Genomic DNA, 22,435 nt, shown 5'->3' with positions numbered 1-22,435 from the left:
CCGCCAGCGACCATCACCACCGCCGGAGCAGCAGCGAGAGCGTGCTCCGCTGCGGCCCGGCCCGCGTCGTCGGACGCGGCCCGGCCCGCGTCGTCGCTGCGGGTCTCGTACCAGCGCGTCTGCGCCCACCCGTGCTGGGCCTCATACTCCGCGACCACGGGGCGAAGCCGCTCCAGCGGGGTCTTCACAGGGTTGTAGACGACGGCGGCGTGCCGTCGCCCGGCTGCCGTGTGGTCGTGCGTGCTCACTGCGGGGCTGCGGTGAAGTAGCGGCGCTGCTCGACCAGGGGGCAGGTGAACACGTCGCGCTCCCCGAGCCCGACACGGTTGATGTACCGCACGATGATCGCATAGGACGCCAGCAGCCCGGTCTGCACATAGGGCACATCATGGCTCCGGCAGTAGGCGGCGATGATGGGCGCTGCCTTGCGCAGGTGAGGGCGCGGCATGGACGGAAAGAGGTGATGCTCGATCTGATAATTCAACCCGCCCATCGCGGTGTCGAGCAGACGTCCGCCGCGGACGTTTCGGCTCATCATCGCCTGGCGGCGCAGGAAGTCGAAGCTCGCATCGCTCGGCACGATCGGCATCCCCTTGTGGTTCGGGGCGAACGAGACGCCCATGTAGAACCCGAAGAGCCCGAGCTGCACCGCGAGGAACACGAACGCGATGCCCGGCGACAGCACGAGGAAGACGAGCACCGGGAAACCGACCAGCCGGACCAAGAGGAACCCGATCTCGACCCATCGCCTGCTCAACGAACCGCGCGTGACCACCCGACGCACCCCGGACGCATGCAGCGAGACGCCCTCCAGGAGCAGGATCGGGAAGAAGAAGATCCCCTGATGCGAGCGCAACCACGACAGAACCCGCCCTCTCGGCGCGGCACGCTCCGGAGCCACGACGATCACCGGCAGCTCGATGTCCGGATCAGACCCCAGCTTGTTCGGATTCGCGTGGTGACGGGTGTGCTTGTGCTGCCACCATCCATAGCTCATCCCCACCAGCAGGTCGCCGAGCACGAGACTTGTCCAGTCATTCCACTTGCCCGAAACGAAGATCTGCCGGTGCGCCGAATCATGCCCGAGAAAGGCGATCTGCGTGAACACCACCGCCAAGAACACCGCCGTGAACAACTGCCACCACGTGTCACCGATCCACACGAACACCAACAGCCCGCTGGCGAGCACGAGCGGCAGACCGATCAGCTTCGACCAGTAATACCCATACCGGCGACGCAGCAACCCCCGATCCCGGATCGTCTTCGCCAGGGCCGTGAACTCACTCCCAGCCCTGCCGCTCCGCCGATCCACCGAGCGCGGTGTGGTCGAACGAAACCCACCCATGATGCGCCCCACATCCCACGGCCACGGACGCCATCAACGCCCGTGACCACCCTCGTCAGTCCAGTCGTCGATACGGGCACGATCGTCGGTCGCCGCGACACGCCGATCCGGCTCAGGCACTCGTGTCTCGGAGGTGCGGAACGTCACCGACTCCGCGAGAGCCGCGACAGAGGCCGCTCTGTCATGCTCACCCGCAGCCGCCTCGCGGAACCGGACCGCCGCCGCATCCTGCTTCGCACGGACACCCTCGCTGATCTCCGCCAGGCCGTCAGCGAGCACGCCGCCGAGACCGTCGCGCAACTCCTCAAGATTCGTGTTCGCGATCTCCAAGCGACGATCCGAGATCGTCACCTCGACAGTCGAGTACCCTGCCTTCGCGAGACGTTCCCGCGTCTCGCTCCCCAGGATCTCCGTGATCTCGTCCCGTTCGGGGCGGCGCGTGAACACCGCCTCCACCGTGTAACGATCCGGGGCCTCATCAGTCATCAGCGCCGCAGGCAACGAACCCACCAGCACCGATCCCAGGCCCAGCGTTGCGGTATCTGCACCGCTCGTTCGTGTCTGCGTATCCATAACCCGACGTTACGCCCCCAACATGTACGCCTCACAGGTTCAACCAAACCCGCGCGCGCCGCAGAAAACTCCAGGAAACAACCGACCCCAGCACAGCGGTCGCACTCGCACCGGGGCTCGACACCGTCACATGTCTACGCATGGCACCGTGACCTGCACCACGCGCAGGGGACGAGCCGATGAACCGCCCCTTCAACGCGCGAAGGACAAATCTCCACCTCAGCCCGAGGAAGCCCTGAATGTCACCGTCGTTGGCGTCTTACGATCCTTCCGGATCCGCGCTTAGCACTTTTTCTAGCACTTCCAACACGAATGGCCCCCGACCCGAGAGATAGAAATCCCAGGTCAGGGGCCATTTCATTCGTGTGCGCGAGGGGGGACTTGAACCCCCACGCCCTATACGGGCACTAGCACCTCAAGCTAGCGCGTCTACCTATTCCGCCACCCGCGCAGGTGGATTCCGGTCTTGCAACCGAGGATCGACATTACCATGATCGCGCCCTCCGCGAGGAATCGGAATCAGCCGAGGGTGACCCCGAACACGAGCCCGAGCAGGTAGGTGATCGCCGCTGCGCCGAAGCCGATCGCGAGCTGACGCAGTGCGCGGCGCAGGGGCGGACCGCCGGAGAGGACGCCCACCATCGCGCCGGTGATCAGCAGCGCGACGCCCACGAGGAGGAGGGCGACGAGCACCGCGATGCCGCCGGAGAGCCCGAAGATCCAGGGCAGCACGGGGATGAGGGCGCCCGAGGCGAAGAAGAGGAAGCTGGATGCCGCTGCGCGCCACGCGCCGCCGACGACCTCGCCCGCGTCGGCAGCCGGCAGCGCACCCGTCGCCGCGGCGGGGTGCCCTGCGACCTGGGCCGCCGAGATGACCTGCTGCGCCCGCGCGATCGCCTCCGCTTCGGGCACTCCCCGCGTGCGGTACACCAGCGCGAGCTCGTTGGCGTCCAGGTCGAGATCGGGCAGCACGGCATCGGCGTACGCGTTCGGCTCGGTGGCGTCGAGCATCTCGCGCTGCGAACGCACCGAGACGAACTCGCCCGCGCCCATCGACAGCGCGCCCGCGAGCAGGCCGGCGATGCCGCTGAACAGCACGAACTGCGGCGCGACCCCGGTCGCCCCGATCCCGAGCACGAGCGCGAGGTTGGACACGAGCCCGTCGTTCGCCCCGAACACCGCGGCGCGGAAGGTGCCCGACAGCCGCCGCCGGCCGCGCGCCGCGAGCCCGCGCACGACCTCGTGGTGGACCCGCTCGTCGGCGGCCATCGCCGGCGAGGCGTCCGGCTCGTCGGCATACGGCGAGCGGCCCTCCGCATTCTGGGCCAGCGCGAGGACGAAGATCGACCCGAACCGCCGCGCCATCCACCCGAGCGCACGGGTGTCCCATGACGCCCGCGGCAGCGACGCGGGCTCGCCGCCCAGCAGCGCGAGCCAGTGCGCCTCATGGCGCCCTTCAGCCTCCGCGAGGGCGAGCAGGATCTCCCGCTCCTCGCCCTGCCGCCGGGCCGCGAGGTCACGGTACACCTGGGCCTCGGCGCGCTCGTCGACGAGGTACCGTGCCCAGCGACGGCGATCGCGGGCGGTGGGTGCGGGCGAGCTCACGCTGTTCTCCGATGGAGGGTGGACGGCAATCCTTCGAGGCTAGCCAGCCGGGGCACGGGGCATCCTCTCCGGGCGCGGATTGACAGCATTTCGGGGCTCCGAACGGCAGGGCGCGGCCCGGCTACGAGTGCACCCGCCGGCGCAGCAGCTCGATGCGCGCCTGCAGCTGCGCCACGGTCGCCTGCGCGACCGGAGGGCCGCCGCACAGTCGGCGCAGCTCGGCGTGCACGGCGCCGTGCGGCTCGCCGCTCTGCCGCGCGTAGAGGCCCACGAGCGAGTTCAGCAGCTGGCGCTGCTCCCGCAGCGTGCGATGCAGGGGTGCCGGCGGGGCCGCGTGGTCGGACGGCTCGCCGGATCTGCCGGCACGCGCCTCGCGCTGCCTCCGGTGCCGGGCCTGGCGGGCCTGGCGCTGCAGGAGCAGCTCGTGCACGTGCTCGGGCTCGAGCAGGCCCGGCAGCCCGAGGAACTCCTCCTCCTCCGGCGTGCCGGGCACGGCGAGCTGCCCGAACTCCCGGCCGTCGTACATCACGCGGTCGAAGTGTGCGATCGAGCCGAGGGCCTGGTATGTGAACTCGTGCGCCAGCTCGTCGGACGCCTTCTCCTCGCGCTCGGCGGCGTCGAGCAGGTCGTCGTCGAGAGCCCACTCGTCGACGCCGTCCGCCTCGCGGTCCAGCGCATGATCCCGCTCGCGCTCGAGGGCCCCTGCGAGCTCGAGCAGCTGCGGCACGTTCGGCAGGAACAGGCTCGCCGTCTCGCCGCGCCTGCGCGCCCGCACGAAGCGCCCCACCGCCTGCGCGAAGAACAGCGGCGTCGATGCGCTGGTCGCGTACACGCCCACGGCCAGGCGCGGCACGTCCACGCCCTCCGACACCATGCGCACTGCGACCATCCAGCGGGTCGTGCTCTGCGCGAACTGCTCGATCCGGCCGGAGGCGGCGGGATCGTCCGAGAGCACGATCGCCGGATCCTCGCCGGTGATGCCACGCAGGATCGTCGCGTAGGCCCGTGCTGCCGTCTGATCGGACGCGATGACCAGGCCCCCGGCATCCGGGATCTGCTCCCGCACCTCGCTCAGGCGCCGGTCCGCCGACCGCAGCACGGCCGGGATCCACTCCCCCTCGGGGTCGAGGGCGGTGCGCCAGGCCTGTGCCGTGACGTCCGTCGTGTTGTCCTGCCCCAGCTGCGCCTCCAGCTCGTCGCCGGTGCGGGTGCGCCACCGCATCCGGCCGGCGTAGACGAGGAACAGCACCGGACGCACGACGCTGTCGGCGAGTGCGCGCCCGTACCCGTAGCTGTAGTCGGTGCGCGAGATGCGGATCCCGCGCTCGTCCGGGTGGTACTCGACGAACGGGATCGGGGCGGTGTCGCTGCGGAACGGTGTGCCGCTGAGCAGCAGCCGGCGCGCCGCGCGGCGGTAGGCCTCGTGCAGCGCGTCGCCCCACGACAGCGCGTCGCCGCCGTGATGGACCTCGTCGAGGATCACGAGCGACCGGCGGTCCTCGGCCAGTGCGCGGTGCACGGACGCCTTGACCGCCACCTGGGCGTAGGTGACCGCCACCCCGTGGAAGTGCCGGGCGGGCGCCGCCTGCCGGTTCGAGAAGCGCGGATCGAGGCGGATGCCCACCCGGGCGGCGGCATCCGCCCACTGGGCCTTCAGATGCTCGGTGGGCGCCACGACGATGATCCGCTCCACCACGCGGCGCCGCATGAGCTCGCTGGCCAGCCGCAGCGCGAAGGTCGTCTTGCCCGCACCCGGCGTGGCCGCGGCGAGGAAGTCGCGCGGACCCTTCCCGACGCCGTCCGGTCCGTCCGCCCCGAAGTAGGCGTCCAGCGCCTCCGCCTGCCAGGCGCGCAGGCGCTGAGCGGTGCCCCATGGCGCTCGCTGCGGGAACGCGGGCGACAGGTGCTCGGCGGCGAAGCTGCCGAACTGCGCCGCCGCCGTCTCATCCGATGCCCGGTCGGCAGCGCTGTCGGACGGCATCCGCTCCCCTCCCGTGTTCGCGACGCAACGAGTCACCACCCTAGGGCACCCGGCCGACGCGGCTACGCTCGTATGCGTCCACTCCGGAGGAACGATGTCCAGCAGCACCTCAGACCGAAACCGCACGCCGTACGTCGCGAACCAGGGACCGCACCCCTGGCACCGCTTCGTCGCGGTGGGCGACTCGTTCACAGAGGGCGTGGGCGACCCCGACCCCGAAGCGCCCAACGGGCTGCGGGGCTGGGCGGATCGGGTCGCCGAGGTGCTCGCCGCCCAGGTCGACGACTTCGCGTACGCGAACCTCGCGGTGCGCGGGAAGCTCATCCGGCAGATCATCGACGACCAGATCGAGCCGGCGCTGGCCCTGAAGCCGGATCTTGTCACCTTCTCGGCCGGAGGCAACGACGTCATCCGGCCCGGGGCCGACCCCGACGCCGTGGCGCAGCTGTTCGAGGACGCCGTGGTGCGCCTCTCCGGCACCGGCGCCACGCTGGTGGTGTTCACCGGGATCGACACGAACTTCACGCCGGTGTTCCGGGGCATCCGGGGTCGGGTCGCGATCTACAACGAGAACGTCCGCGCGATCGCCGACCGCTACGACTGCATCGTGGCCGACCAGTGGGCGCTCAAGGAGGTGCAGGACATGCGCTTCTTCGACGACGACCGCCTGCACTACAACCGGCTCGGACACCACGAGGTGGCGCGCATGGTGCTGCGGGCGCTGAACGTGCCCAACGACCTGCAGCCGATGCAGCCTGACCCCATGCCGTCGCGCACCTGGCGCCAGGCGAGGGTCAACGACCTCGTCTGGGCACGCGAGCACCTGGTGCCGTGGGTGCTGCGGCGGCTGCGTCACCAGTCGTCGGGCGACGACATCCGGCCCAAGCGGCCCGAGCCGACGCCGGTCATCGACCGCCGCGACTGAGCGCCCACAAGGCGACGGCGCCGGCGGCGGCGACGTTGAGCGAGTCGACCCCGCCCGCCATCGGGATGGTGACCACGGTGTCGGCCGCCTGCAGCGCCTGGCGGCTGAGTCCGTCGCCTTCGGCCCCGAGCGCCAGCGCGACCCGCTCGGGGCGGCGCGCGGCGAACTCGTCGAGCGGCACGGCGCCGTCGGCGAGGGCGAGCGCGGCGATCGTGAATCCGGCGGCGTGGAGGATGCCGCGCGCCTCCTCCCACTCCGGCAGGCGCGTCCAGGGCACCTGGAAGACCGTCCCCATGCTCACGCGCACGCTGCGCCGATACAGCGGGTCGGCGCAGCGCGGCGCGACCAGGACCGCGCCGGCGCCCAGGGCCGCGGCGCTGCGGAAGGCCGCCCCGACATTCGTGTGGTCGACGATGTCTTCGAGCACGAGGACCAGCCGCGCCCCCGCGACGACCTCGGCCACCGGTCGCAGCGGCGGCCGGTGCATCGCGGCCAGAGCGCCCCGGTGCACCGCGAAGCCCGTGACCGCCTCGGCGACCTCCGCCGGCACGACGTACACCGGGACATCCGAGTCCCCCACCAGCTCGGCGACGTCGCCCAGCCACTTCTCCTGCACCAGCACCGATCGCGGACGGTGCCCGGCGCGCACGGCGCGGGCGATCACCTTCGCCGACTCGGCGATGTACAGACCGCCCGCCGGCTCGATCCGGCGCCGCAGCGCGACATCGGTCAGGCCGCGATAGTCCGAGAGCCGCGGATCGTCCGCCCGCTGCACCGCGTGCACCTGCATCCGTCCACTCTAGAATTCCGGGAGGGGGTGCCTGTGACGACCATCGGCGCGGAGCTGGATGCTGCGGCCGCTGCGCGCGTGCAGGACGCCGTGGAGGTGCTCTCGGGCAGGCGGATCGCCGTGCTCACCGGAGCGGGCGTGTCCACCGACAGCGGCATCCCGGACTATCGCGGTGCAGGGGCGCCGGTGCGCACGCCGATGACCGCGCAGGCGTTCCTGGGCGACGAGTGCGCACGGCGGCGGTACTGGGTGGGCAGCCATCTGGGCTGGCGCGCGTTCTCCGGCGCGCGCCCGAATGCCGGGCACGAGGCGCTTGCGGGCATGGAGGCCGCGGGGATCGCCACGGGGATCGTGACCCAGAACGTCGACGGCCTGCACCTCCAGGCGGGCAGCCGGCGCGTCGTGGAACTGCACGGCGCGATGCGCCGCGTGCACTGCACGCACTGCGGCCAGGTCTTCGATCGCCGCGCCGTCGCCGCGGTGATCGAGCGCGACAACCCGTGGGTCGCGGTACCCGACGCCGTCGCCCTGGGGCCGGACGGCGATGTCCTCCCCGAGTCCAGCGACGGCTTCGTCGTCCCCGCGTGCACGGTCTGCGGCGGCGTCCTGAAGCCGGAGGTCGTCTTCTTCGGCGAGTTCATCCCCGCGCAGACGTTCCGGGAGGCCGAGTCGCTCGTGCACGGCAGTGAGGCGCTCCTGGTGGCCGGCTCGTCGCTCGCGGTGAACTCGGGCGTGCGCCTGGTCGATCGGGCGCTGCGACGGGGCATGCCGGTGGTCATCGTCAACCGCGGCGACACCCGATCGGACTCCCGGGCCACCGTCAAGATCGACGCCGGCACGAGCGAGGTGCTGACCGCCCTGGCCGAGCGTCTGGTCTAGTCCGCCCCGCCGCGGCGCAGCACCGCGCGGGCGTGCCGCAGCACCGGCTCGTCGATCATGCGCCCTTGGAAGGCGAACACACCGCGCTCGGTCTCGGCGGCGGCCAGCACGGCCCGCGCCCAGGAGATCTGCTTCCCGTCCGGCAGGTACGCCTCGCGGATGACGTCGACCTGGGACGGATGGATGCAGGCTGTCGCCGTGAAGCCGGTGGCCGCGGCATCCTTCGCCTCGCGGCGCAGCCCGCGCACGTCGCCGATGTCCAGGTGGACCGCGTCGATCGCGGCCTTCCCTCGTGCGCCGGCGGCCAGCAGCACCCGCGCGCGCGCGGTGCGGGCGACGTCGCGGTAGCGTCCGTTCGCCTTGCGGCTGGAGGTGCCGCCGAGCGAGGCGACGAGGTCCTCGGCGCCCCACATCAGGGCGACGACGTTGTCGAGGTCGGCGATCCGGTCGGCGTTGACCACGCCGCGGGCCGTCTCGCACAGTGCGACGACGCGGAAGCGCGGATCGAGCTTCCGCAGTCGCTTGACGGATTCGGCCTTCGCGACCATGACGGTGCGGTAGTCCGTCTGCGAGAGCGTCGCCATGTCGGCCTCGAAGTCCCCGGTCCCGACGGGGTTGACGCGCACGATCACGCGGTCCGGGTCGAGTTCGGACTCGATCACCGCCCCCCGTGCCACCGCTTTCGCGTCGGCGGCCACCGCGTCCTCGAGGTCGAGGATGACCGCATCGGCGCGCGCGAGCGCCTTCGTGAAGCGCTCCGGCCGGTCGGCCGGGCAGAACAGCAGCGCGGGCCCCAGGTCGAACACGCTCATCGGGCGGCCGCTTCGTTCTGCCACATCAGTGCGACCCGGGTGGCGGTGGCGACGACGACCCCGTCCTGATTGCGACCGGTGTGCGCCATCGTCACCAGGCCCTGACCGGGGCGTGACTTCGACAGGCGCTTCGCCGTGATCTCGGTCTCGGCGTAGAGGGTGTCGCCCGCGAACAGAGGGTGCGGGAACGCGATGTCGGACAGCCCGAGCTGGGCGACGAGGGTGCCCTGGGTGAGCTGGGCCACCGACAGCCCGACCAGGGTGGCGAGCGTCCACATCGAGTTCATCAGCGGTCGCTCGAACGGCTGCGTCGCCGCGTACGCGGCGTCGACGTGCAGCGCCTGCGGGTTCATCGTCAGCGCCGAGAACAGCGTGTTGTCGGAGTCGGTCACCGTGCGTCCGGGACGGTGCAGATAGCGGGCGCCGACCTCGAGCTCGTCGTAGAACAGGCCCCGCTGAATCCGCTCGCTCACGGCCGTCAGGTTACCCTTCCAGGCCCAGTGCCCGCGAGATGACGAGCAGCTGCACCTCGGTGGTGCCCTCGCCGATCTCGAGGATCTTCGAGTCGCGGTAGTGGCGGGCGACGGGGAACTCGTTCATGAAGCCGTTGCCGCCGAAGATCTGCGTGGCGTCGCGGGCGTTGTCCATCGCGGCATCCGACGCCGTCATCTTCGCGATCGCCGCCTCGGTCTTGAACGGCCGGCCCGCATCGCGCAGTCGCGCCGCGTGATGCCACGCCAGACGTGCGTTGTGCACCCGCGCCTGCATGCGGGCGATGGTGAACTGCACGTGCTGGCGGGTCGCCAGCGGCGTTCCGAACACGGTGCGCTGCTTCGCATACTCGATCGACGCCTCGACGCAGCCCTCGGCCGCCCCCGTCGACAGCGCGGCGATCGCGATCCTGCCCTCGTCGAGGATGTGCAGGAAGTTCGCGAAGCCGCGCCCGCGCTCGCCCAGGAGGTTGCCCTCGGGGACGCGGGCGTCGACGAAGGTGAGGGGATGCGTGTCCGAGGCGTTCCACCCGACCTTGTCGTAGGCGGGCTCGACGGTGAATCCCGGCGTGCCGTTGGGCACGATGATCGTCGAGATCTCCTTGCGGCCCTCGGTCTCGCCGGTGACGGCCGTCACGGTGACGAACCGCGTGATCGCGGTTCCGGAGTTGGTGATGAACTGCTTGGCGCCGTTGACGACCCATTCGCCGGCGTCGAGGCGGGCCGTGGTGCGGGTGGCCCCGGCATCCGATCCCGCCTCGGGCTCGGTGAGTCCGAAGCCGGCCAGCGCCCTGCCCGCGAGCAGGTCGGGCAGCAGCTCGGCCTTCTGCTTCTCGGTGCCGAAGCGGAACACCGGCATCGCGCCCAGGCTCACGCCCGCTTCGAGCGTGATGGCGATGGACTGGTCGACCCGCCCCAGCGCCTCGATCGCGAGGCACAGGGCGAAGTAGTCGCCGCCCTGACCGCCCACCTCCTCGGGGAACGGCAGGCCGAACAGTCCCAGCTCCCCCATCTGCGCGACCACGTCGAGCGGGAGTGTGTGGGTGCGGTCGGCTTCGTACGACTGCGGGGCCACCACCTGCTCGGCGAAGTCGCGCACGAGCGCGGCGAGCTCGCGTTCGTCGTCGGTGAGATCGTAGGTGAGGCCGGTGCTGGGGGCTGCGCTGCCCATGGGGTCTCCGATGCGGCTGTGGGTCACGATCCGATCACGTCCGTTGTCCGGTGCGGGATCGTTCGGTTAGTGTTCCCTAACCGAATGCAACCAGGTTAGCGAGGATTAACTGAATTGGCAACGGGTACGACCGAGCGTGAGCGGGCGAAGGCGAGCCGGCAGGCCGCTCTCCTGCGCGAGGCCGCGCGCCTGTTCGCGGAACACGGCTTCAACGGCGTGAGCCTCGAGGACCTCGGCACCGCCGTCGGGGTCAGCGGCCCGGCGATCTACCGGCACTTCGCCAACAAGCAGGCCGTGCTGGGCGCGGTGCTCACCGACGTCAGCAGGAACCTGCGCGACGGCGGACTTGCCGTCGTCGAGGAGGACGGGAGCGCCGACGACGTGCTGGAGCGCCTCGTCGACTTCCACGTCGACTTCGCCCTCGGCGGCGCCGATGTGATCCGCGTTCAGGACCGCGATCTGCAGAGCCTCTCCGAGGAGGACCGGCACACGGTCCGCCGGCTGCAGCGCGAGTACGTCGAACTGTGGGTGCAGGTGCTCGAGCGCCTTCATCCCGATCTGCCCGAGGAGGTGCTGCGCGTGCGTGCGCACGCCGCCTTCGGCCTGATCAACTCGACCCCGCACAGCGTGCGCGCGCTGCACCCGGCGCCGGCCGCCGACGATGTGCGCGCCACGCTCACCGCGATGGCGCTGGCGAGCCTGCGCGCCTGATCGGCGCCCGTCGGCTCAGCCCAGCAGCATCGCCCGCCCGGGCTCGCGGAGCACGTCGCCCACGTCCTTGAGGAACCGCGACCCCTGCTCGCCGTCGACGAGCCGGTGATCGAACGACACGCTCAAGGTCATGACATCCCGCAGCGCGATCTCGCCGCGGTGCTCCCACGGCTGACGACGCACCGCTCCCACGGCGAGGATCCCGGCTTCGCCGGGGTTGATGATCGGCGTTCCGGTGTCGACCCCGAACACCCCGACGTTGGTGATCGAGAACGTGCCGCCCATCATGTCGGCCGGCGCCGTGCGACCAGAGCGGGCGGTCTCGGCGAGCTCGCCGATCGCGTCGGCGAGCTCCACCAGGGTCAGCCGGTCGGCGTCGCGGATGTTCGGCACGATGAGACCTCGTCCGGTCGCCGCGGCGATGCCGAGGTTCACGTATCCGTGCTGCACGATCTCGCCGGCCGGCTCGTCCCAGCTGGAGTTCAGCTCGGGCGTCTTCCTCAGCGCCAGGCACACGGCCTTGGCGACGACGGCCAGGATGCCGATGCGATGCCCCTGCAGCGCCCGATCGGCCTTCAGCGAGGCGATGAGCTCGGTCGTGGCCGTGACATCCACCGTCAGGAACGTCGTCACGTGCGGCGCGGTGAACGCACTGCGCACCATGGCCTCGGCCGTATGCCGCCGCACGCCGCGAATGGGGATGCGGGTCTCCCGCTCGTCGGCAGCGGGAGCGAGCGAGGCGGCGGAGTCCGGCACGATGTCGTCGCGCTCGGTCGCCTCCGGCGCGGCGACGGCGCCGGAGCGCTGTGCGTAGGCCTCGACATCCGCCCGCGTGATCAGGCCGTTCTCGCCGGTCGGCTCGACCAGGACGAGGTCGATGCCGAGGTCCTTGGCGAGCCTGCGGACAGGCGGCGTCGACTTCGGCCGCTCCAGGGGCGTCTCGACCACCTCCGCGGCCGGCAGCACGTCGTGGGGCGCCGCTTCGAGAACGGCGGTGTCGGACCCGCGGGACGAATCGGACGCGCCGGCCACCCGGGCCCGGCGCTGCGGCCGCGCGCTGGATCGCGGCGCGGCGCCGTAGCCGACGAGGTTCGGGGCGGCCTTCTCCTCCTCGGGCTCGGCGGCGGCCGCCGCCGGCGCGGCGGGGGCGGCCTCCTCGCCGTCGACGTCGAACGCGATGAGCACCGAGCCCACCTCCACGACGTCGCCGGGCTGCGCGTGCAGTGCCGACACCACTCCGGCGTGCGGCGACGGCAGCTCGACGACGGCCTTGGCGGTCTCGACCTCGGCGATGGTCTGGTTCAGCTCGACGGTGTCGCCCTCCTTCACCAGCCACTGCACCAGCTCGGCCTCGGGAAGGCCCTCCCCCAGATCGGGCAGGCGGAACTCGACGGTCACAGGTCCACCCCCGTCAGCGAGTTCGGGCGATCGAGCACCCGGTCGACGGCATCGAGGATGCGGTCCAGATCCGGCAGGTGATGCTTCTCGAGCTTGGCCGGCGGATAGGGGATGTCGTAGCCGGTGACCCGCACGGGCGGCGCCTCGAGGTGGTAGAAGCACTTCTCGGTGACGGAGGCGACGAGCTCGGCCCCCACGCCCGCCTCGCGGGCGGCCTCGTGGGTCACCACGACCCGCCCGGTCTTGCGCACGGAGGCGGCGACGGTGCGGTAGTCCACCGGCGACAGGGAGCGCAGATCGATGACCTCGATGTCGATGCCCTCGTCCTCGGCGGCGGTCGCGGCATCCATCGCCGTCGCCACCTGCGCGCCGTACGTCAGCAGTGTGACGTCCTGACCGGGCCGGGCCACACGGGCCAGCCCCATGGGCGGCGCATCGGCCAAGGGCACATCCAGGTCGACCTCGCCCTTGGTGTGGTAGAGCCGCTTGGGCTCGAAGAACACCACCGGGTCGTCGGATGCGATCGCCTGCCGCAGCACCGTGTACGCGTCCTGCGGGTTCGAGACGGCGACCACGCGCAGGCCCGAAGTGTGCACGAAGTACGCCTCCGGAGACTCGGAGTGGTGCTCCGCCGCCCCGACGCCGCCTGCCCACGGGATGCGGATCGTGATCGGCATCGTGACCTTGCCGCTGGTGCGATAGTGCAGCTTGGCGACCTGGCAGACGATCTGGTCGAATGCGGGGTAGACGAACCCGTCGAACTGGATCTCCACGACCGGCCGGTAGCCGCGATACGCGAGGCCGACGGCGGTGCCCATGATCCCGGCTTCGGCGAGCGGGGTGTCGATGACCCGCGGAGCGCCGAACTCGTCGAGAAGCCCGTCCGTGATGCGGAACACGCCGCCCAGCTTGCCGATGTCCTCGCCCATGATGAGCACCTTCGGATCATCGGCCATGGCACGGCGCAGACCCTCGTTGAGGGCCTTGGCCATCGTCAGCTGCGTCATGACGCCACCTCCGCGCTCGCGTCGCGGTCGTCGGCGGCGAATCCGGCGAGGTACGCGCCGAAGGTCGTGCGCTGCTCGTCCAGCCCCGAGTGCGGCTCGGCGTAGACGTGGTCGAGGATCGTGATCGGGTCGCGCGTGACAGCGCCCAGGCATGCCGCGCGCACCGCGGCGCCCAGCTCGTCGGCGTCCGCCTGCACCTGTGCGGCGAACTCGTCGTCGAACTCGTCCCTGGCGCGCAGATGCGCCTCCACGCGCGCGATGGGGTCGCGACGGCGCCAGCGCTCGACCTCCTCCTTGTCGCGGTACCGCGTCGGGTCGTCGGAGGTCGTGTGCGGGCCCATGCGGTAGGTGACCGCCTCGATGAAGGCGGGACCCTTTCCGCTACGCGCGTTGTCGAGGGCCCAGCGCATCGCGGCGAGGCAGGCCAGGACGTCGTTGCCGTCCACGCGCATGCTGGGGATGCCGAAGCCCGGCGCGCGGCCGGCGATCGGGAACTTCGCCTGCACCGTGACCGGCTCGGAGATCGCGTACTGGTTGTTCGAGCACACGAACACCACCGGGGCGCCGAACGACGAGGCGAACACCATCGCCTCGTTGACATCACCCTGGCTCGTGGCGCCGTCGCCGAAGTAGGTCGCGGCGACCTGGTCGCCGCCGTCGCGCTGGATGCCCATCGCGTAGCCGACCGCGTGCAGTGTCTGCGCGCCGATGATGATCTGGGGCACGGCCGAGTTGATCTCGTGGGGGTCGAAAGTGGAGTGCGCCTCGCCCCGCCACGACAGCACGAAGTCCTCGGGGGCGGCGCCGCGCACGAAGTTCACGCCGATCTCGCGGTAGCTGGGGAAGGCGAAGTCGTCGGTGCGCAGCGCGCGTGCGGTGCCGACCTGCGTCGCCTCCTGCCCCTGGCAGGGTGCCCACAGTCCGAGCTGGCCCTGGCGCTGCAGCGCGACGCCTTCGGTGTCGATGCGTCGCACCAGCACCATGTCGCGGTAGAGCGACCTCAGCTCGTCGGCGGTGACGTCTGCGGCGAACGGCTCGAGGGACGGGTCGGTGAGCCGCTCTCCCTCGGGTGTCAGTAGCCGGGCGACATCTTCGGTGTCGGTCGCGAATTCGGCTGCGGGGGTCAGGGTGCGCGTCATCGTGTCCTCCTGTCGCTTTCGCGCTCGTGGCGCTTCAGCGGATCGACCGGCGTCGTCGCCGGATACCCCGAGACTACGTCGATCGCGCACCTAGCTCAAGCATCACGACACGCTTTGAGCATGTTGCCAACTCAACACCTCCTGAGGCGTGCTAATCTTTCGCACTATGTCGTCCCTTGATCATGTCGACCTCGAACTGCTCGCCACGCTCGCCGACGATCATCGCGCCACCGTCGTCGCGCTCGCCGATCGGCTCGGGCTGTCGCGCAACACCGTGCAGGCCCGGATGGCGCGCCTGGAGCGCGCCGGTGTGTTCCTGTCCTTCGAGCGGGCGATCGCATCCACCGCGTTGGGCTTCCCCCTGGAGGCGTTCATCAACGTGCAGCTGCGGCAGGTCGACATCCCGCGCATCACCGAGGAACTGGCCGATATCCCCGAGGTGGTGCAGGCCCACGGCCTGAGCGGGCAGGTCGACCTGCTCGTGCGCGTCGCCTGTCGTGACGCCCGGCACCTGTTCGACACGGATGCGCGCCTTCTGGCGATCGACGGCGTGGAGCGCACCGAGACGCACCTGGTGATGCGCGAGGTGATCCCCTACCGGCTGCGCCCGCTCATGGACCTGGCCGCGACGACCGCGTAGTCTTCGCCGCAGCCACGGCCGCCGACGGCGCCGGCGAGCCGGAGGCATCCATCCGCACCAGCACGACGCCCACCAGGATCAGCGCCCCGCCCGCGAACTGGACCGGCGACGGCGTCTCGGACAGCAGGAGCCAGGCGAACCCGAGCGCGAACAGCACCTCGGACAGCCCCACGAAGGATGCCACGCGCGAGCCGATGCGGGGCACGGCCATCACTCCGAAGGCGTACCCGAGCGTGGTGGCCGCACACCCCACCCACAGCATGGCGACGAGGGCCGGCACCTCGAGTCCGCCGAGCCGCACCGGCACGGCGGGCGCGGCGAAGGGCAGGATGCCGACGAGGATCAGCGCTCCGATCAGGGCGGTCCCCACCAGGAGCCCGCCGGAGGCGAGCGCGAGCGGCGGCAGGCCGTCGCCGGCGCGCTCGGAGACGAGGAAGTACGCTCCCGCGCACACCGCTGCGCCCAGGGCGAGCACCGTGCCGAGCAGGTCGAATCGGGCGCCGGTGATGTCGACGACCAGCACCAGGCCCGCCATGGCCACCACCGAGCCGGCCACGACCAGTCGGGTCGGCGCCCGCCGCGTGCGCACCCACGCGTAGATGACCAGCAGGACCGGCGCGAGGTACTGGATCAGCAGCGCCACCGCCACCGGCATCCGCTGCATCGCCGAGAAGAACAGCAACTGGCAGCCGGCCACCGCGGTGAGGCCGAACAGCACGATGATGCGGCCGTGCCGCCGCAGGAATCCGCGTTCCCGCCGCAGGGCGAGCACGAGCGCGGGCGCCAGCAGCAGGGCCGCGATGCCCATGCGCACGACCAGCGCTGCGCCCAGTGACCAGCCCGCCTCCAGAAGGGGTTTGACGACGGGGCCGCTGGAGGAGAACGCCAGCGCCGACAGGATGCCGAGCAGCAGCCCGGCGGTGCGGCCGCGGTTCACCTCCCCGGCAGGGATTGTCGATGCGGCGACCGGGATGGGCGCGGTGGGAGCGGACATGGCGGATCCGGGATGTCAGGGGTGAAGCATGTTTACACTGGTGACAGTACGCGAGGGAAATGTCAGGAGTCAACATGGTCTTCATTCATGACACCGCCCAGTCGCTGCGGGCGGCCGCGTACCTCGTGAACACGCTGCCCGCGCAGGGGGGCCGCGACCGCCTGGAGACGCCCGACGACTTCGAGGACTACCTCGCCGTCAACCCCTACACCGGCGCGATCCGGCGCGACGCGCGCGAACTCGCCGAGGTGCGCGACGTCCGCCCGCGACTGCATCGCCTGTGGGAGGTCGACCGGGATGCGGCCGTGCCGCTGGTCAACGGGATGCTGCGGGACGGCGGGGCGCTCCCCCAGCTCGTCATCCACGACGGATACGACTGGCACATCCACGGCACGGCGGACGATGAGCCGCTGGCGACCCGCATCATGGTCGAGGTGGCGCTGGCCTTCGTCGATGTGATCCGCGCCGATGAGTACGACCGCGTGCGGATCTGTGCCGCCGACGACTGCGCGAACGTGTACATCGACTTCTCGCGGAACCGCTCCAAGCGCTACTGCGACGAAGGCAACTGCGGCAACCGCATGAACGTCAACGCATACCGTCGTCGGAAGGCGGAGCGAGAAAGCGCGTGATCGCCGCCGCCGCGGCGGCGGGAGTCTCGTAGTGGATGAGGTGCCCCACCCCGGGGATCTCGACGAGCTCGGCGCGCGGGAACAGCCTGGCCAGCTGGCGCTCCTTCTCGATCGGGGTGATGTCGTCCTGCTGGGCGGCCACCAGCAGCGTCGGCTGCGCGATGCGCGGCGCGAACTCCCGCACGTCGTGCGAGACCGAGGCCGTGAACGCGTCCTGCAGCACCTCGCGGTCCGAGAAGCGCGAGAAGTACGTGTCGTGCTGGTCGTTGATGAAGGTGCGCAGCTCCTTGTCGCGGGTCTTCGCCATCGTCTCGCTCATGACCCGGACGATCAGCCGGCTGCGCAGCAGCGCCGTGCCCGCCCGCTCCGGCAGCCGTGCGCCCGCGGCGTAGTAGAGCATGGCGAGCCGTGTCATGATGCCTCGCGGGCCCTCCAGCGCAGGGGCGCCGATGGGGTTGACCAGGATGAGCGCCGGCGTCGCCAGCCCGCCCGCGACGGCAGCCGCGGCGACGATCGAGCCGAACGAGTGCCCCAGCACCACCGCTCCCGGGGCGGCGGCGGCGGAGAACGCGCGCAGCCACTCGGCGTACAGTCCGAGGTCGTGCGTGCGCCCGGGGACGGGCGCCGTCTCGCCGAAGCCGGGCAGATCGGGCATCACGACGCGGATGCCGGGCAGGTGCGCCACCACGGGCTCCAGCCCGTGGTGCTCGCCGCGGAAGCCGTGCACGGCGAGCACGGTGGTGTCCGCGTCCTCGGGGCCGTACACCCAGTACGCGGTGGTCCCGCCGAGCGCGTCGACCTCGCGACGCGCCACGGGGATGCCGGCGAGCAGCTCGGCGTACGGATGAGGGGCGGCCACCCTTCGAGTCTACGGAGCGCCTCCGGCCCGTTGTCGGACCCCTCGCATACCTTCTGGGGCATGGACCAGCTCCCCCTCTTCGACTCGCCGGAGTGGTCCAGGGTCGTGGGGGTGTTCGACCTCGAGACGACGGGCGTGGATGTCACGCGCGACCGCATCGTCACCGCCCACGTCGGGGTGCTGGATGCCGCGGGCATCGTGCGCCGCGCCCGCGACTGGCTCGCCGACCCGGGCGTGGCGATCCCGGAGGCGGCGGCGCAGATCCACGGGATCACGACCGCGCACGCGAGAGAGCACGGCCGGCCCGCCGCCGAGGTGGTCGCCGAGGTCACGGCGTCCCTGCGCGAGCTGTTCGACGCCGGCATCCCCGTGGTCGCCTACAACGCGCCGTACGACTTCTCGCTGCTGAAGTCCGAGTGCCTGCGCCACGGTGTCGCCCCCATCCTCGCGCCCGCGCCGGTGATCGACCCGCTCGTCGTCGACAAGGCGTACGACCGCTGGCGCCGCGGCAAGCGCACCCTCTCGGTCGTGGCGCAGCATTACGCCGTGCAGCTCGAGGATGCGCACGAGGCGTCCGCGGACGCGATCGCGGCGGGGCGGGTCGCGCTTGCGCTCGCCGATCGCTTCGCCCCCTGGCTTCCCCCCACCGTCCAGGAGCTGCACACCCGCCAGATCGCGTGGGCGCGGGCGCAGGCGGCGAGCCTGACCGAGTACTTCATCAGCATCGGCCGCATCGATCCGGACGACACGGTCGACGGCAGCTGGCCGATCCGCTGACCCCGCGGATCCGGAGGGCACGCGAAAGGCCCCGCCGCAGCGGGGCCTTTCGGGGACGACGGGCTACTTGGAGCCGCCGCCGAAGTTCTTGAAGCGCTGGTTGAACTTCTCGACGCGGCCGGCCGAGTCGAGGATGCGCTGCTTGCCCGTGTAGAACGGGTGCGACGACGAGGAGATCTCCACGTCGATGACGGGGTACTCGACGCCGTCGAGCTCGATCGTCTTGTCGCTGGTGACCGTGGAGCGGGTCAGGAAGGTCTCGCCCGAGCCGAGGTCGCGGAAGACGACCGCGTGGTAGTCGGGGTGGATGTCGGTCTTCATGGTGATCCTCGAGGGAGTCGTGTCCTGGATTCTGCCAGGACGGCCAAGTCTGCGGTGCGAGCGCACCAACGCACCATCCTACCAGCCCGCCGGCGCGGTCAGGAACGCGCCCGGGCGGCGAAGCGGCCGTCCTGCTCGCTGAGGGTGATGGGCAGACCGAACGTCTCGGTGAGGTTCTCGGCGGTCAGCGCCTCGGCGATGGGACCGGCGGCGACCACGCCACCGTCGCGCAGCAGCAGGACGTGCGTGAACCCGACCGGGATCTCCTCGACGTGGTGCGTCACCATGACCATGGCGGGCGTGGTCGGCGCCTGGGCGTACCCGCCCAGCAGGGCCAGCAGCTCTTCCCGGGCGCCCAGATCCAGGCTCGCCGTCGGCTCGTCCAGCAGCAGCAGCTCAGGGTCGGTCATGACTGCGCGGGCGATCTGCACGCGCTTCTGCTCGCCGTCCGACAGCGTGCCGAAGGTGCGGTCGGCCAGGCTCTCCAGCCGCCACTCGGCGAGCACCCGCAGCGCCCGGCGCTCGTCGATGTCCTCGTAGTCCTCGTTCCAGCGCCCGAGCACCGAGTAGGCGGCGGTGAGGACGACGTTGAGCACCGTCTCCTCCGGCGGCAGGCGCTTGGCCATCGCCGACGAGGCGAACCCGATGCGGGGGCGCAGCTCGAAGACATCCGTCCGGCCCAGGCGCTCGCCGAGGATCGTCACGTCGCCCGATGTCGGGTGGATGAGGGTGTCCGCCAGCAGCAGCAGCGTCGTCTTCCCGGCGCCGTTGGGGCCCAGGATCACCCACCGCTGGTCGTCGTCCACCGTCCAGGTGAGGTCGTCGACGATGTTCCGGCCGTTCCGACGCACGACGACGTCGGAGAACTCGAGCACCTGCGGCATGGTCCCAGCCTAACCGGCCGGGCGCGCCACCTCCGTGTACAGCGCGGCCGTGGTCGCCGCCACCCGGGCCCAGCTGAACTCCTCGGTCGCCCGGCGGCGCCCCGCTGCGCCGTACGAGGCTGCGCGGTCGGGATCGCCGACCACCTCGGTGAGCACCCGGGCGAGGTCGTCCACGAACCGCTCCGGGTCGATCGGGGTCCCCGTGCCGTCCTGCACCTGCTCGATGGGCACGAGACGCCCGGTGACGCCGTCGACGACGACCTCGGGGATGCCGCCGGTGGCCGTGCCGACGACGGCGGCGCCGCACGCCATCGCCTCGAGGTTGACGATGCCCAGCGGCTCGTACACCGACGGGCAGACGAACGTGGTGGCAGCGGCGAGGATCGTGCACAGCTCGTGCCGGCTGAGCAGGCGGTCCAGCCACACCACCCCCGCGCGCGTGTCCTGCAGGCCGCGCACGAGGGCCTCCACCTCCGCCATGATCTGCGGAGTGTCCGGAGCGCCCGCGCACAGCACCAGCTGCACCTCCGGCGGCAGCTGCGCCGCCGCCTGCAGCAGATACGGCAGCCCCTTCTGCCGCGTGATGCGGCCGACGAACACGACCGACGGACGGGACGGGTCGATCCCCAGGTCGGCCAGCAGCGCGGGGTCGTCGACGGGATGCCAGGCGTCGACGTCGATGCCGTTGTAGATGACGCGGACCTTGGCGGGATCGAGCGAGGGATAGCTGCGCAGGATGTCGCGCCGCATGCCGTCGCTCACGGCCACCACCGCGGCAGCCCCCTCGTACGCGGTCCGCTCGATCCAGCTCGACACGGCGTAGCCCCCGCCGAGCTGCTCCGCCTTCCACGGTCGCAGCGGCTCGAGCGAGTGGGCCGTCACGATGTGCGGGATGCCGTGCAGCAGCGACGCGAGGTGGCCCGCCATGTTGGCGTACCAGGTGTGGCTGTGCACGACGTCGGCACCGGCGACGTCGGTCACGATCTCGAGGTCGGTGCCCAGCGTCTGGATCGCGCCGTTGGCCGCGGCGAGCTCGGCGGGGACCGCGTACGCGGTCGTCCCCGGTTCGTCGCGCGGCGCGCCGAAGGCGCGCACCCGCACGTCGATGGTCCTGCGCAGCGCCTTCACGAGCTCGGTCACATGCACCCCGGCCCCGCCGTAGATCTCCGGCGGGTACTCCTTCGTGACGATGTCCACGCGCATGACAAGGACGGTAGTACACCGCGCAGGCGTCGGGCATAGTGGGTGCCATGCCAGCTGCGCCGAAGGTCTTCGGAATCATCCTCGCCGGTGGCGAGGGGAAGCGTCTGATGCCACTGACGACAGACCGCGCCAAACCGGCCGTGCCGTTCGGCGGGCAGTACCGGCTCATCGACTTCGCGATCTCCAACCTGATCAACTCGGGGCTGCGGCAGATCGTCGTGCTCACCCAGTACAAGTCGCACAGCCTCGACCGGCACATCTCGCAGACCTGGCGGATGTCCGCCCTGCTCGACTCCTACGTGGCGTCGGTGCCCGCCCAGCAGCGCCTCGGCAAACGCTGGTTCTCCGGCTCGGCGGACGCGATCCTGCAGAGCCTGAACCTCGTCAACGACGAGAAGCCCGACATCGTCGTCGTCATCGGCGCCGACCACGTCTACCGCATGGACTTCCGGCAGATGCTCGACTCGCACGTCGCCTCCGGTGCACGGGCGACGGTCGCCGGCATCCGCCAGCCGATCGCCCTGGCGAACCAGTTCGGGGTCATCGACGTCGACCCGGAGAACGACCTGCGCATCCGGGAGTTCCTCGAAAAGCCCGAGCAGCCGACGGGCCTGGCGGACTCGCCGGGCGAGGTGCTCGCCTCGATGGGCAACTACATCTTCGACGCGGACGCCCTCATCGACGCGGTCGTCGCCGACGGCGAGCTGCCGACCTCCAACCACGACATGGGCGGCGACATCGTCCCCTACTTCGTCGGTCGGAGCGAGGCGGGCGTATACGACTTCAAGCGCAACGATGTGCCCGGCTCCACCGATCGCGACCGGGACTACTGGCGCGACGTCGGGACGATCGACTCCTTCTTCGACGCGCACATGGACCTCATCTCCACGCTGCCGATCTTCAACCTCTACAACACGCAGTGGCCGATCCACTCGCAGACGGTGAATTCGCCGCCGGCGAAGTTCGTGCGCGACTCGGTGGGCCGCATGGGCAATGCGATCGACTCGATCGTGTCGCTCGGATCCGTTCTCTCGGGCACCCATCTGGAGCGCAGCGTGGTGGGCCCGTGGACGCTGTCCGGCGGCGGTTCGACCATCACCGACTCCGTGCTGTTCGACCATGTGCTCGTCGGCCCCGGCGCGCGGGTGCACCGGGCGATCCTCGACAAGAACGTCGTGCTCGAGCCGGGCGCCACCGTGGGCGTCGAGCGCGAGCGGGATCTGGAGCGCGGCTACACGGTCACCGACTCGGGCATCACGATCGTGGGCAAAGGCGTGCGCGTCGAGAAGTGACGCGGG

The 22,435-nt window shown here is 71.0% G+C and carries 23 protein-coding genes, 1 tRNA gene and 1 pseudogene; 7 read left to right on the top strand and 18 right to left on the bottom strand.

The genetic code is table 11. The features are described from left to right. The 6 genes and pseudogenes from ACIWQI_RS13190 to ACIWQI_RS13165 form a co-directional block, all read right to left on the bottom strand. Positions 1 to 248, bottom strand: a pseudogene (locus tag ACIWQI_RS13190) (transcriptional regulator); the annotation flags it as partial. Further along, positions 245 to 1,345, bottom strand: coding sequence for a fatty acid desaturase family protein (locus ACIWQI_RS13185; protein ID WP_396658077.1), 1,101 nt, complete (start codon positions 1,343 to 1,345; stop codon positions 245 to 247). The pseudogene ACIWQI_RS13190 and the gene ACIWQI_RS13185, both read right to left, overlap by 4 nt. A gap of 33 nt (positions 1,346 to 1,378) precedes the next feature. Beyond that, the gene (locus ACIWQI_RS13180; RefSeq protein WP_396658054.1) at positions 1,379 to 1,918 is read right to left on the bottom strand and encodes a hypothetical protein; all 540 of its coding nucleotides are present in this window, start codon (positions 1,916 to 1,918) and stop codon (positions 1,379 to 1,381) included. Between the two features lie 366 nt (positions 1,919 to 2,284). Next, positions 2,285 to 2,369, bottom strand: a tRNA-Leu gene (locus tag ACIWQI_RS13175). A 68-nt stretch (positions 2,370 to 2,437) separates the two neighbouring features. After that, positions 2,438 to 3,523, bottom strand: coding sequence for a VIT1/CCC1 family protein (locus ACIWQI_RS13170; protein WP_396658052.1), 1,086 nt, complete (start codon positions 3,521 to 3,523; stop codon positions 2,438 to 2,440). Between the two features lie 121 nt (positions 3,524 to 3,644). Next, entirely contained in the window at positions 3,645 to 5,504 is a 1,860-nt protein-coding gene (locus tag ACIWQI_RS13165; protein ID WP_396658051.1) for a DEAD/DEAH box helicase, read from the bottom strand. Between the two features lie 94 nt (positions 5,505 to 5,598). Between ACIWQI_RS13165 and ACIWQI_RS13160 the strand changes: the two genes are divergently transcribed. Then, positions 5,599 to 6,429, top strand: a complete 831-nt coding sequence (locus tag ACIWQI_RS13160) for an SGNH/GDSL hydrolase family protein (RefSeq protein ID WP_396658049.1) — start codon at positions 5,599 to 5,601, stop codon at positions 6,427 to 6,429. Here ACIWQI_RS13160 and ACIWQI_RS13155 read toward each other — a convergent pair. After that, positions 6,410 to 7,219: a TrmH family RNA methyltransferase gene (locus ACIWQI_RS13155; RefSeq protein WP_396658048.1), complete on the bottom strand. Its 810-nt coding sequence runs from the start codon at positions 7,217 to 7,219 to the stop codon at positions 6,410 to 6,412. The genes ACIWQI_RS13160 and ACIWQI_RS13155 overlap by 20 nt on opposite strands. 33 nt (positions 7,220 to 7,252) lie before the next feature. Here ACIWQI_RS13155 and ACIWQI_RS13150 point away from each other — a divergent pair, with 33 nt between their 5' ends. Beyond that, entirely contained in the window at positions 7,253 to 8,098 is an 846-nt protein-coding gene (locus tag ACIWQI_RS13150; RefSeq protein WP_396658075.1) for a Sir2 family NAD-dependent protein deacetylase, read from the top strand. Here ACIWQI_RS13150 and ACIWQI_RS13145 read toward each other — a convergent pair. From ACIWQI_RS13145 to ACIWQI_RS13135, 3 genes are read right to left on the bottom strand one after another with little or no spacing between them, the layout of a single operon-like run. Continuing rightward, entirely contained in the window at positions 8,095 to 8,910 is an 816-nt protein-coding gene (locus tag ACIWQI_RS13145; protein WP_396658046.1) for an HpcH/HpaI aldolase/citrate lyase family protein, read from the bottom strand. The genes ACIWQI_RS13150 and ACIWQI_RS13145 overlap by 4 nt on opposite strands. Next, complete coding sequence (locus ACIWQI_RS13140; RefSeq protein WP_396658073.1) at positions 8,907 to 9,392, bottom strand: MaoC family dehydratase; 486 nt, start codon at positions 9,390 to 9,392, stop codon at positions 8,907 to 8,909. The genes ACIWQI_RS13145 and ACIWQI_RS13140 overlap by 4 nt, the downstream gene beginning before the upstream one ends. A 1-nt stretch (position 9,393) precedes the next feature. Next, entirely contained in the window at positions 9,394 to 10,572 is a 1,179-nt protein-coding gene (locus ACIWQI_RS13135) for an acyl-CoA dehydrogenase family protein (RefSeq protein ID WP_396658044.1), read from the bottom strand. 114 nt (positions 10,573 to 10,686) lie between these two features. Between ACIWQI_RS13135 and ACIWQI_RS13130 the strand changes: the two genes are divergently transcribed. Beyond that, complete coding sequence (locus tag ACIWQI_RS13130; RefSeq protein WP_396658043.1) at positions 10,687 to 11,283, top strand: TetR/AcrR family transcriptional regulator; 597 nt, start codon at positions 10,687 to 10,689, stop codon at positions 11,281 to 11,283. A 15-nt stretch (positions 11,284 to 11,298) separates the two neighbouring features. Here ACIWQI_RS13130 and ACIWQI_RS13125 read toward each other — a convergent pair whose 3' ends face one another. Genes ACIWQI_RS13125 through pdhA form a run of 3 tightly spaced genes read right to left on the bottom strand, consistent with a single transcriptional unit; the run spans position 11,299 to position 14,827 of the window. Then, positions 11,299 to 12,681 (bottom strand): dihydrolipoamide acetyltransferase family protein, encoded by a 1,383-nt coding sequence (locus ACIWQI_RS13125; RefSeq protein ID WP_396658041.1) that lies wholly within the window; start codon positions 12,679 to 12,681, stop codon positions 11,299 to 11,301. After that, positions 12,678 to 13,688: an alpha-ketoacid dehydrogenase subunit beta gene (locus ACIWQI_RS13120; protein ID WP_396658039.1), complete on the bottom strand. Its 1,011-nt coding sequence runs from the start codon at positions 13,686 to 13,688 to the stop codon at positions 12,678 to 12,680. Before ACIWQI_RS13120 ends, ACIWQI_RS13125 begins: the two co-directional genes overlap by 4 nt. Continuing rightward, positions 13,685 to 14,827 (bottom strand): pyruvate dehydrogenase (acetyl-transferring) E1 component subunit alpha, encoded by a 1,143-nt coding sequence (gene pdhA / locus ACIWQI_RS13115; RefSeq protein WP_396658038.1) that lies wholly within the window; start codon positions 14,825 to 14,827, stop codon positions 13,685 to 13,687. Before pdhA ends, ACIWQI_RS13120 begins: the two co-directional genes overlap by 4 nt. 166 nt (positions 14,828 to 14,993) lie before the next feature. On the opposite strand from pdhA, the gene ACIWQI_RS13110 reads away from it, so the two are divergent. Next, positions 14,994 to 15,467, top strand: coding sequence for an Lrp/AsnC family transcriptional regulator (locus ACIWQI_RS13110; RefSeq protein ID WP_396658037.1), 474 nt, complete (start codon positions 14,994 to 14,996; stop codon positions 15,465 to 15,467). On the opposite strand, the gene ACIWQI_RS13105 is transcribed toward ACIWQI_RS13110, so the two are convergent. Further along, positions 15,439 to 16,461, bottom strand: coding sequence for a DMT family transporter (locus ACIWQI_RS13105; RefSeq protein WP_396658035.1), 1,023 nt, complete (start codon positions 16,459 to 16,461; stop codon positions 15,439 to 15,441). The two genes, ACIWQI_RS13110 and ACIWQI_RS13105, sit on opposite strands and share 29 nt — an antisense overlap. Before the next feature lie 74 nt (positions 16,462 to 16,535). Here ACIWQI_RS13105 and ACIWQI_RS13100 point away from each other — a divergent pair, with 74 nt between their 5' ends. After that, on the top strand, positions 16,536 to 17,093 hold the full coding sequence (locus ACIWQI_RS13100) for a CGNR zinc finger domain-containing protein (protein ID WP_396658034.1): 558 nt from the start codon (positions 16,536 to 16,538) through the stop codon (positions 17,091 to 17,093). Here the strand turns inward: ACIWQI_RS13100 and ACIWQI_RS13095 are convergent. Then, positions 17,050 to 17,952 carry an alpha/beta fold hydrolase gene (locus ACIWQI_RS13095; RefSeq protein WP_396658032.1) on the bottom strand — a complete coding sequence of 301 codons (903 nt, stop codon included), beginning with the start codon at positions 17,950 to 17,952 and terminating at the stop codon, positions 17,050 to 17,052. The two genes, ACIWQI_RS13100 and ACIWQI_RS13095, sit on opposite strands and share 44 nt — an antisense overlap. A gap of 60 nt (positions 17,953 to 18,012) precedes the next feature. On the opposite strand from ACIWQI_RS13095, the gene ACIWQI_RS13090 reads away from it, so the two are divergent. Next, positions 18,013 to 18,729, top strand: coding sequence for a 3'-5' exonuclease (locus ACIWQI_RS13090; protein WP_396658031.1), 717 nt, complete (start codon positions 18,013 to 18,015; stop codon positions 18,727 to 18,729). A 63-nt stretch (positions 18,730 to 18,792) separates the two neighbouring features. On the opposite strand, the gene ACIWQI_RS13085 is transcribed toward ACIWQI_RS13090, so the two are convergent. From ACIWQI_RS13085 to glgA, 3 genes are all read right to left on the bottom strand, one after another. Then, a complete protein-coding gene (locus tag ACIWQI_RS13085; RefSeq protein ID WP_396658029.1) occupies positions 18,793 to 19,050 on the bottom strand; it encodes a type B 50S ribosomal protein L31 in 258 nt (85 codons plus the stop codon). Positions 19,051 to 19,148: 98 nt separating this feature from the next. Further along, positions 19,149 to 19,934 carry an ABC transporter ATP-binding protein gene (locus ACIWQI_RS13080; protein ID WP_396658027.1) on the bottom strand — a complete coding sequence of 262 codons (786 nt, stop codon included), beginning with the start codon at positions 19,932 to 19,934 and terminating at the stop codon, positions 19,149 to 19,151. Positions 19,935 to 19,943: 9 nt separating this feature from the next. After that, positions 19,944 to 21,137: a glycogen synthase gene (gene glgA, locus ACIWQI_RS13075; protein WP_396658026.1), complete on the bottom strand. Its 1,194-nt coding sequence runs from the start codon at positions 21,135 to 21,137 to the stop codon at positions 19,944 to 19,946. Between the two features lie 47 nt (positions 21,138 to 21,184). Here glgA and ACIWQI_RS13070 point away from each other — a divergent pair, with 47 nt between their 5' ends. After that, complete coding sequence (locus ACIWQI_RS13070; protein WP_396658024.1) at positions 21,185 to 22,429, top strand: glucose-1-phosphate adenylyltransferase; 1,245 nt, start codon at positions 21,185 to 21,187, stop codon at positions 22,427 to 22,429. The last annotated feature ends 6 nt before the right edge of the window (positions 22,430 to 22,435 follow it).

Source organism: Microbacterium sp., assembly GCF_044508325.1.
GTDB lineage: Bacteria > Actinomycetota > Actinomycetes > Actinomycetales > Microbacteriaceae > Microbacterium.
Note: the sequence above shows the minus strand (reverse complement) of the source record. Positions and strands in the feature narration are given on the sequence as shown.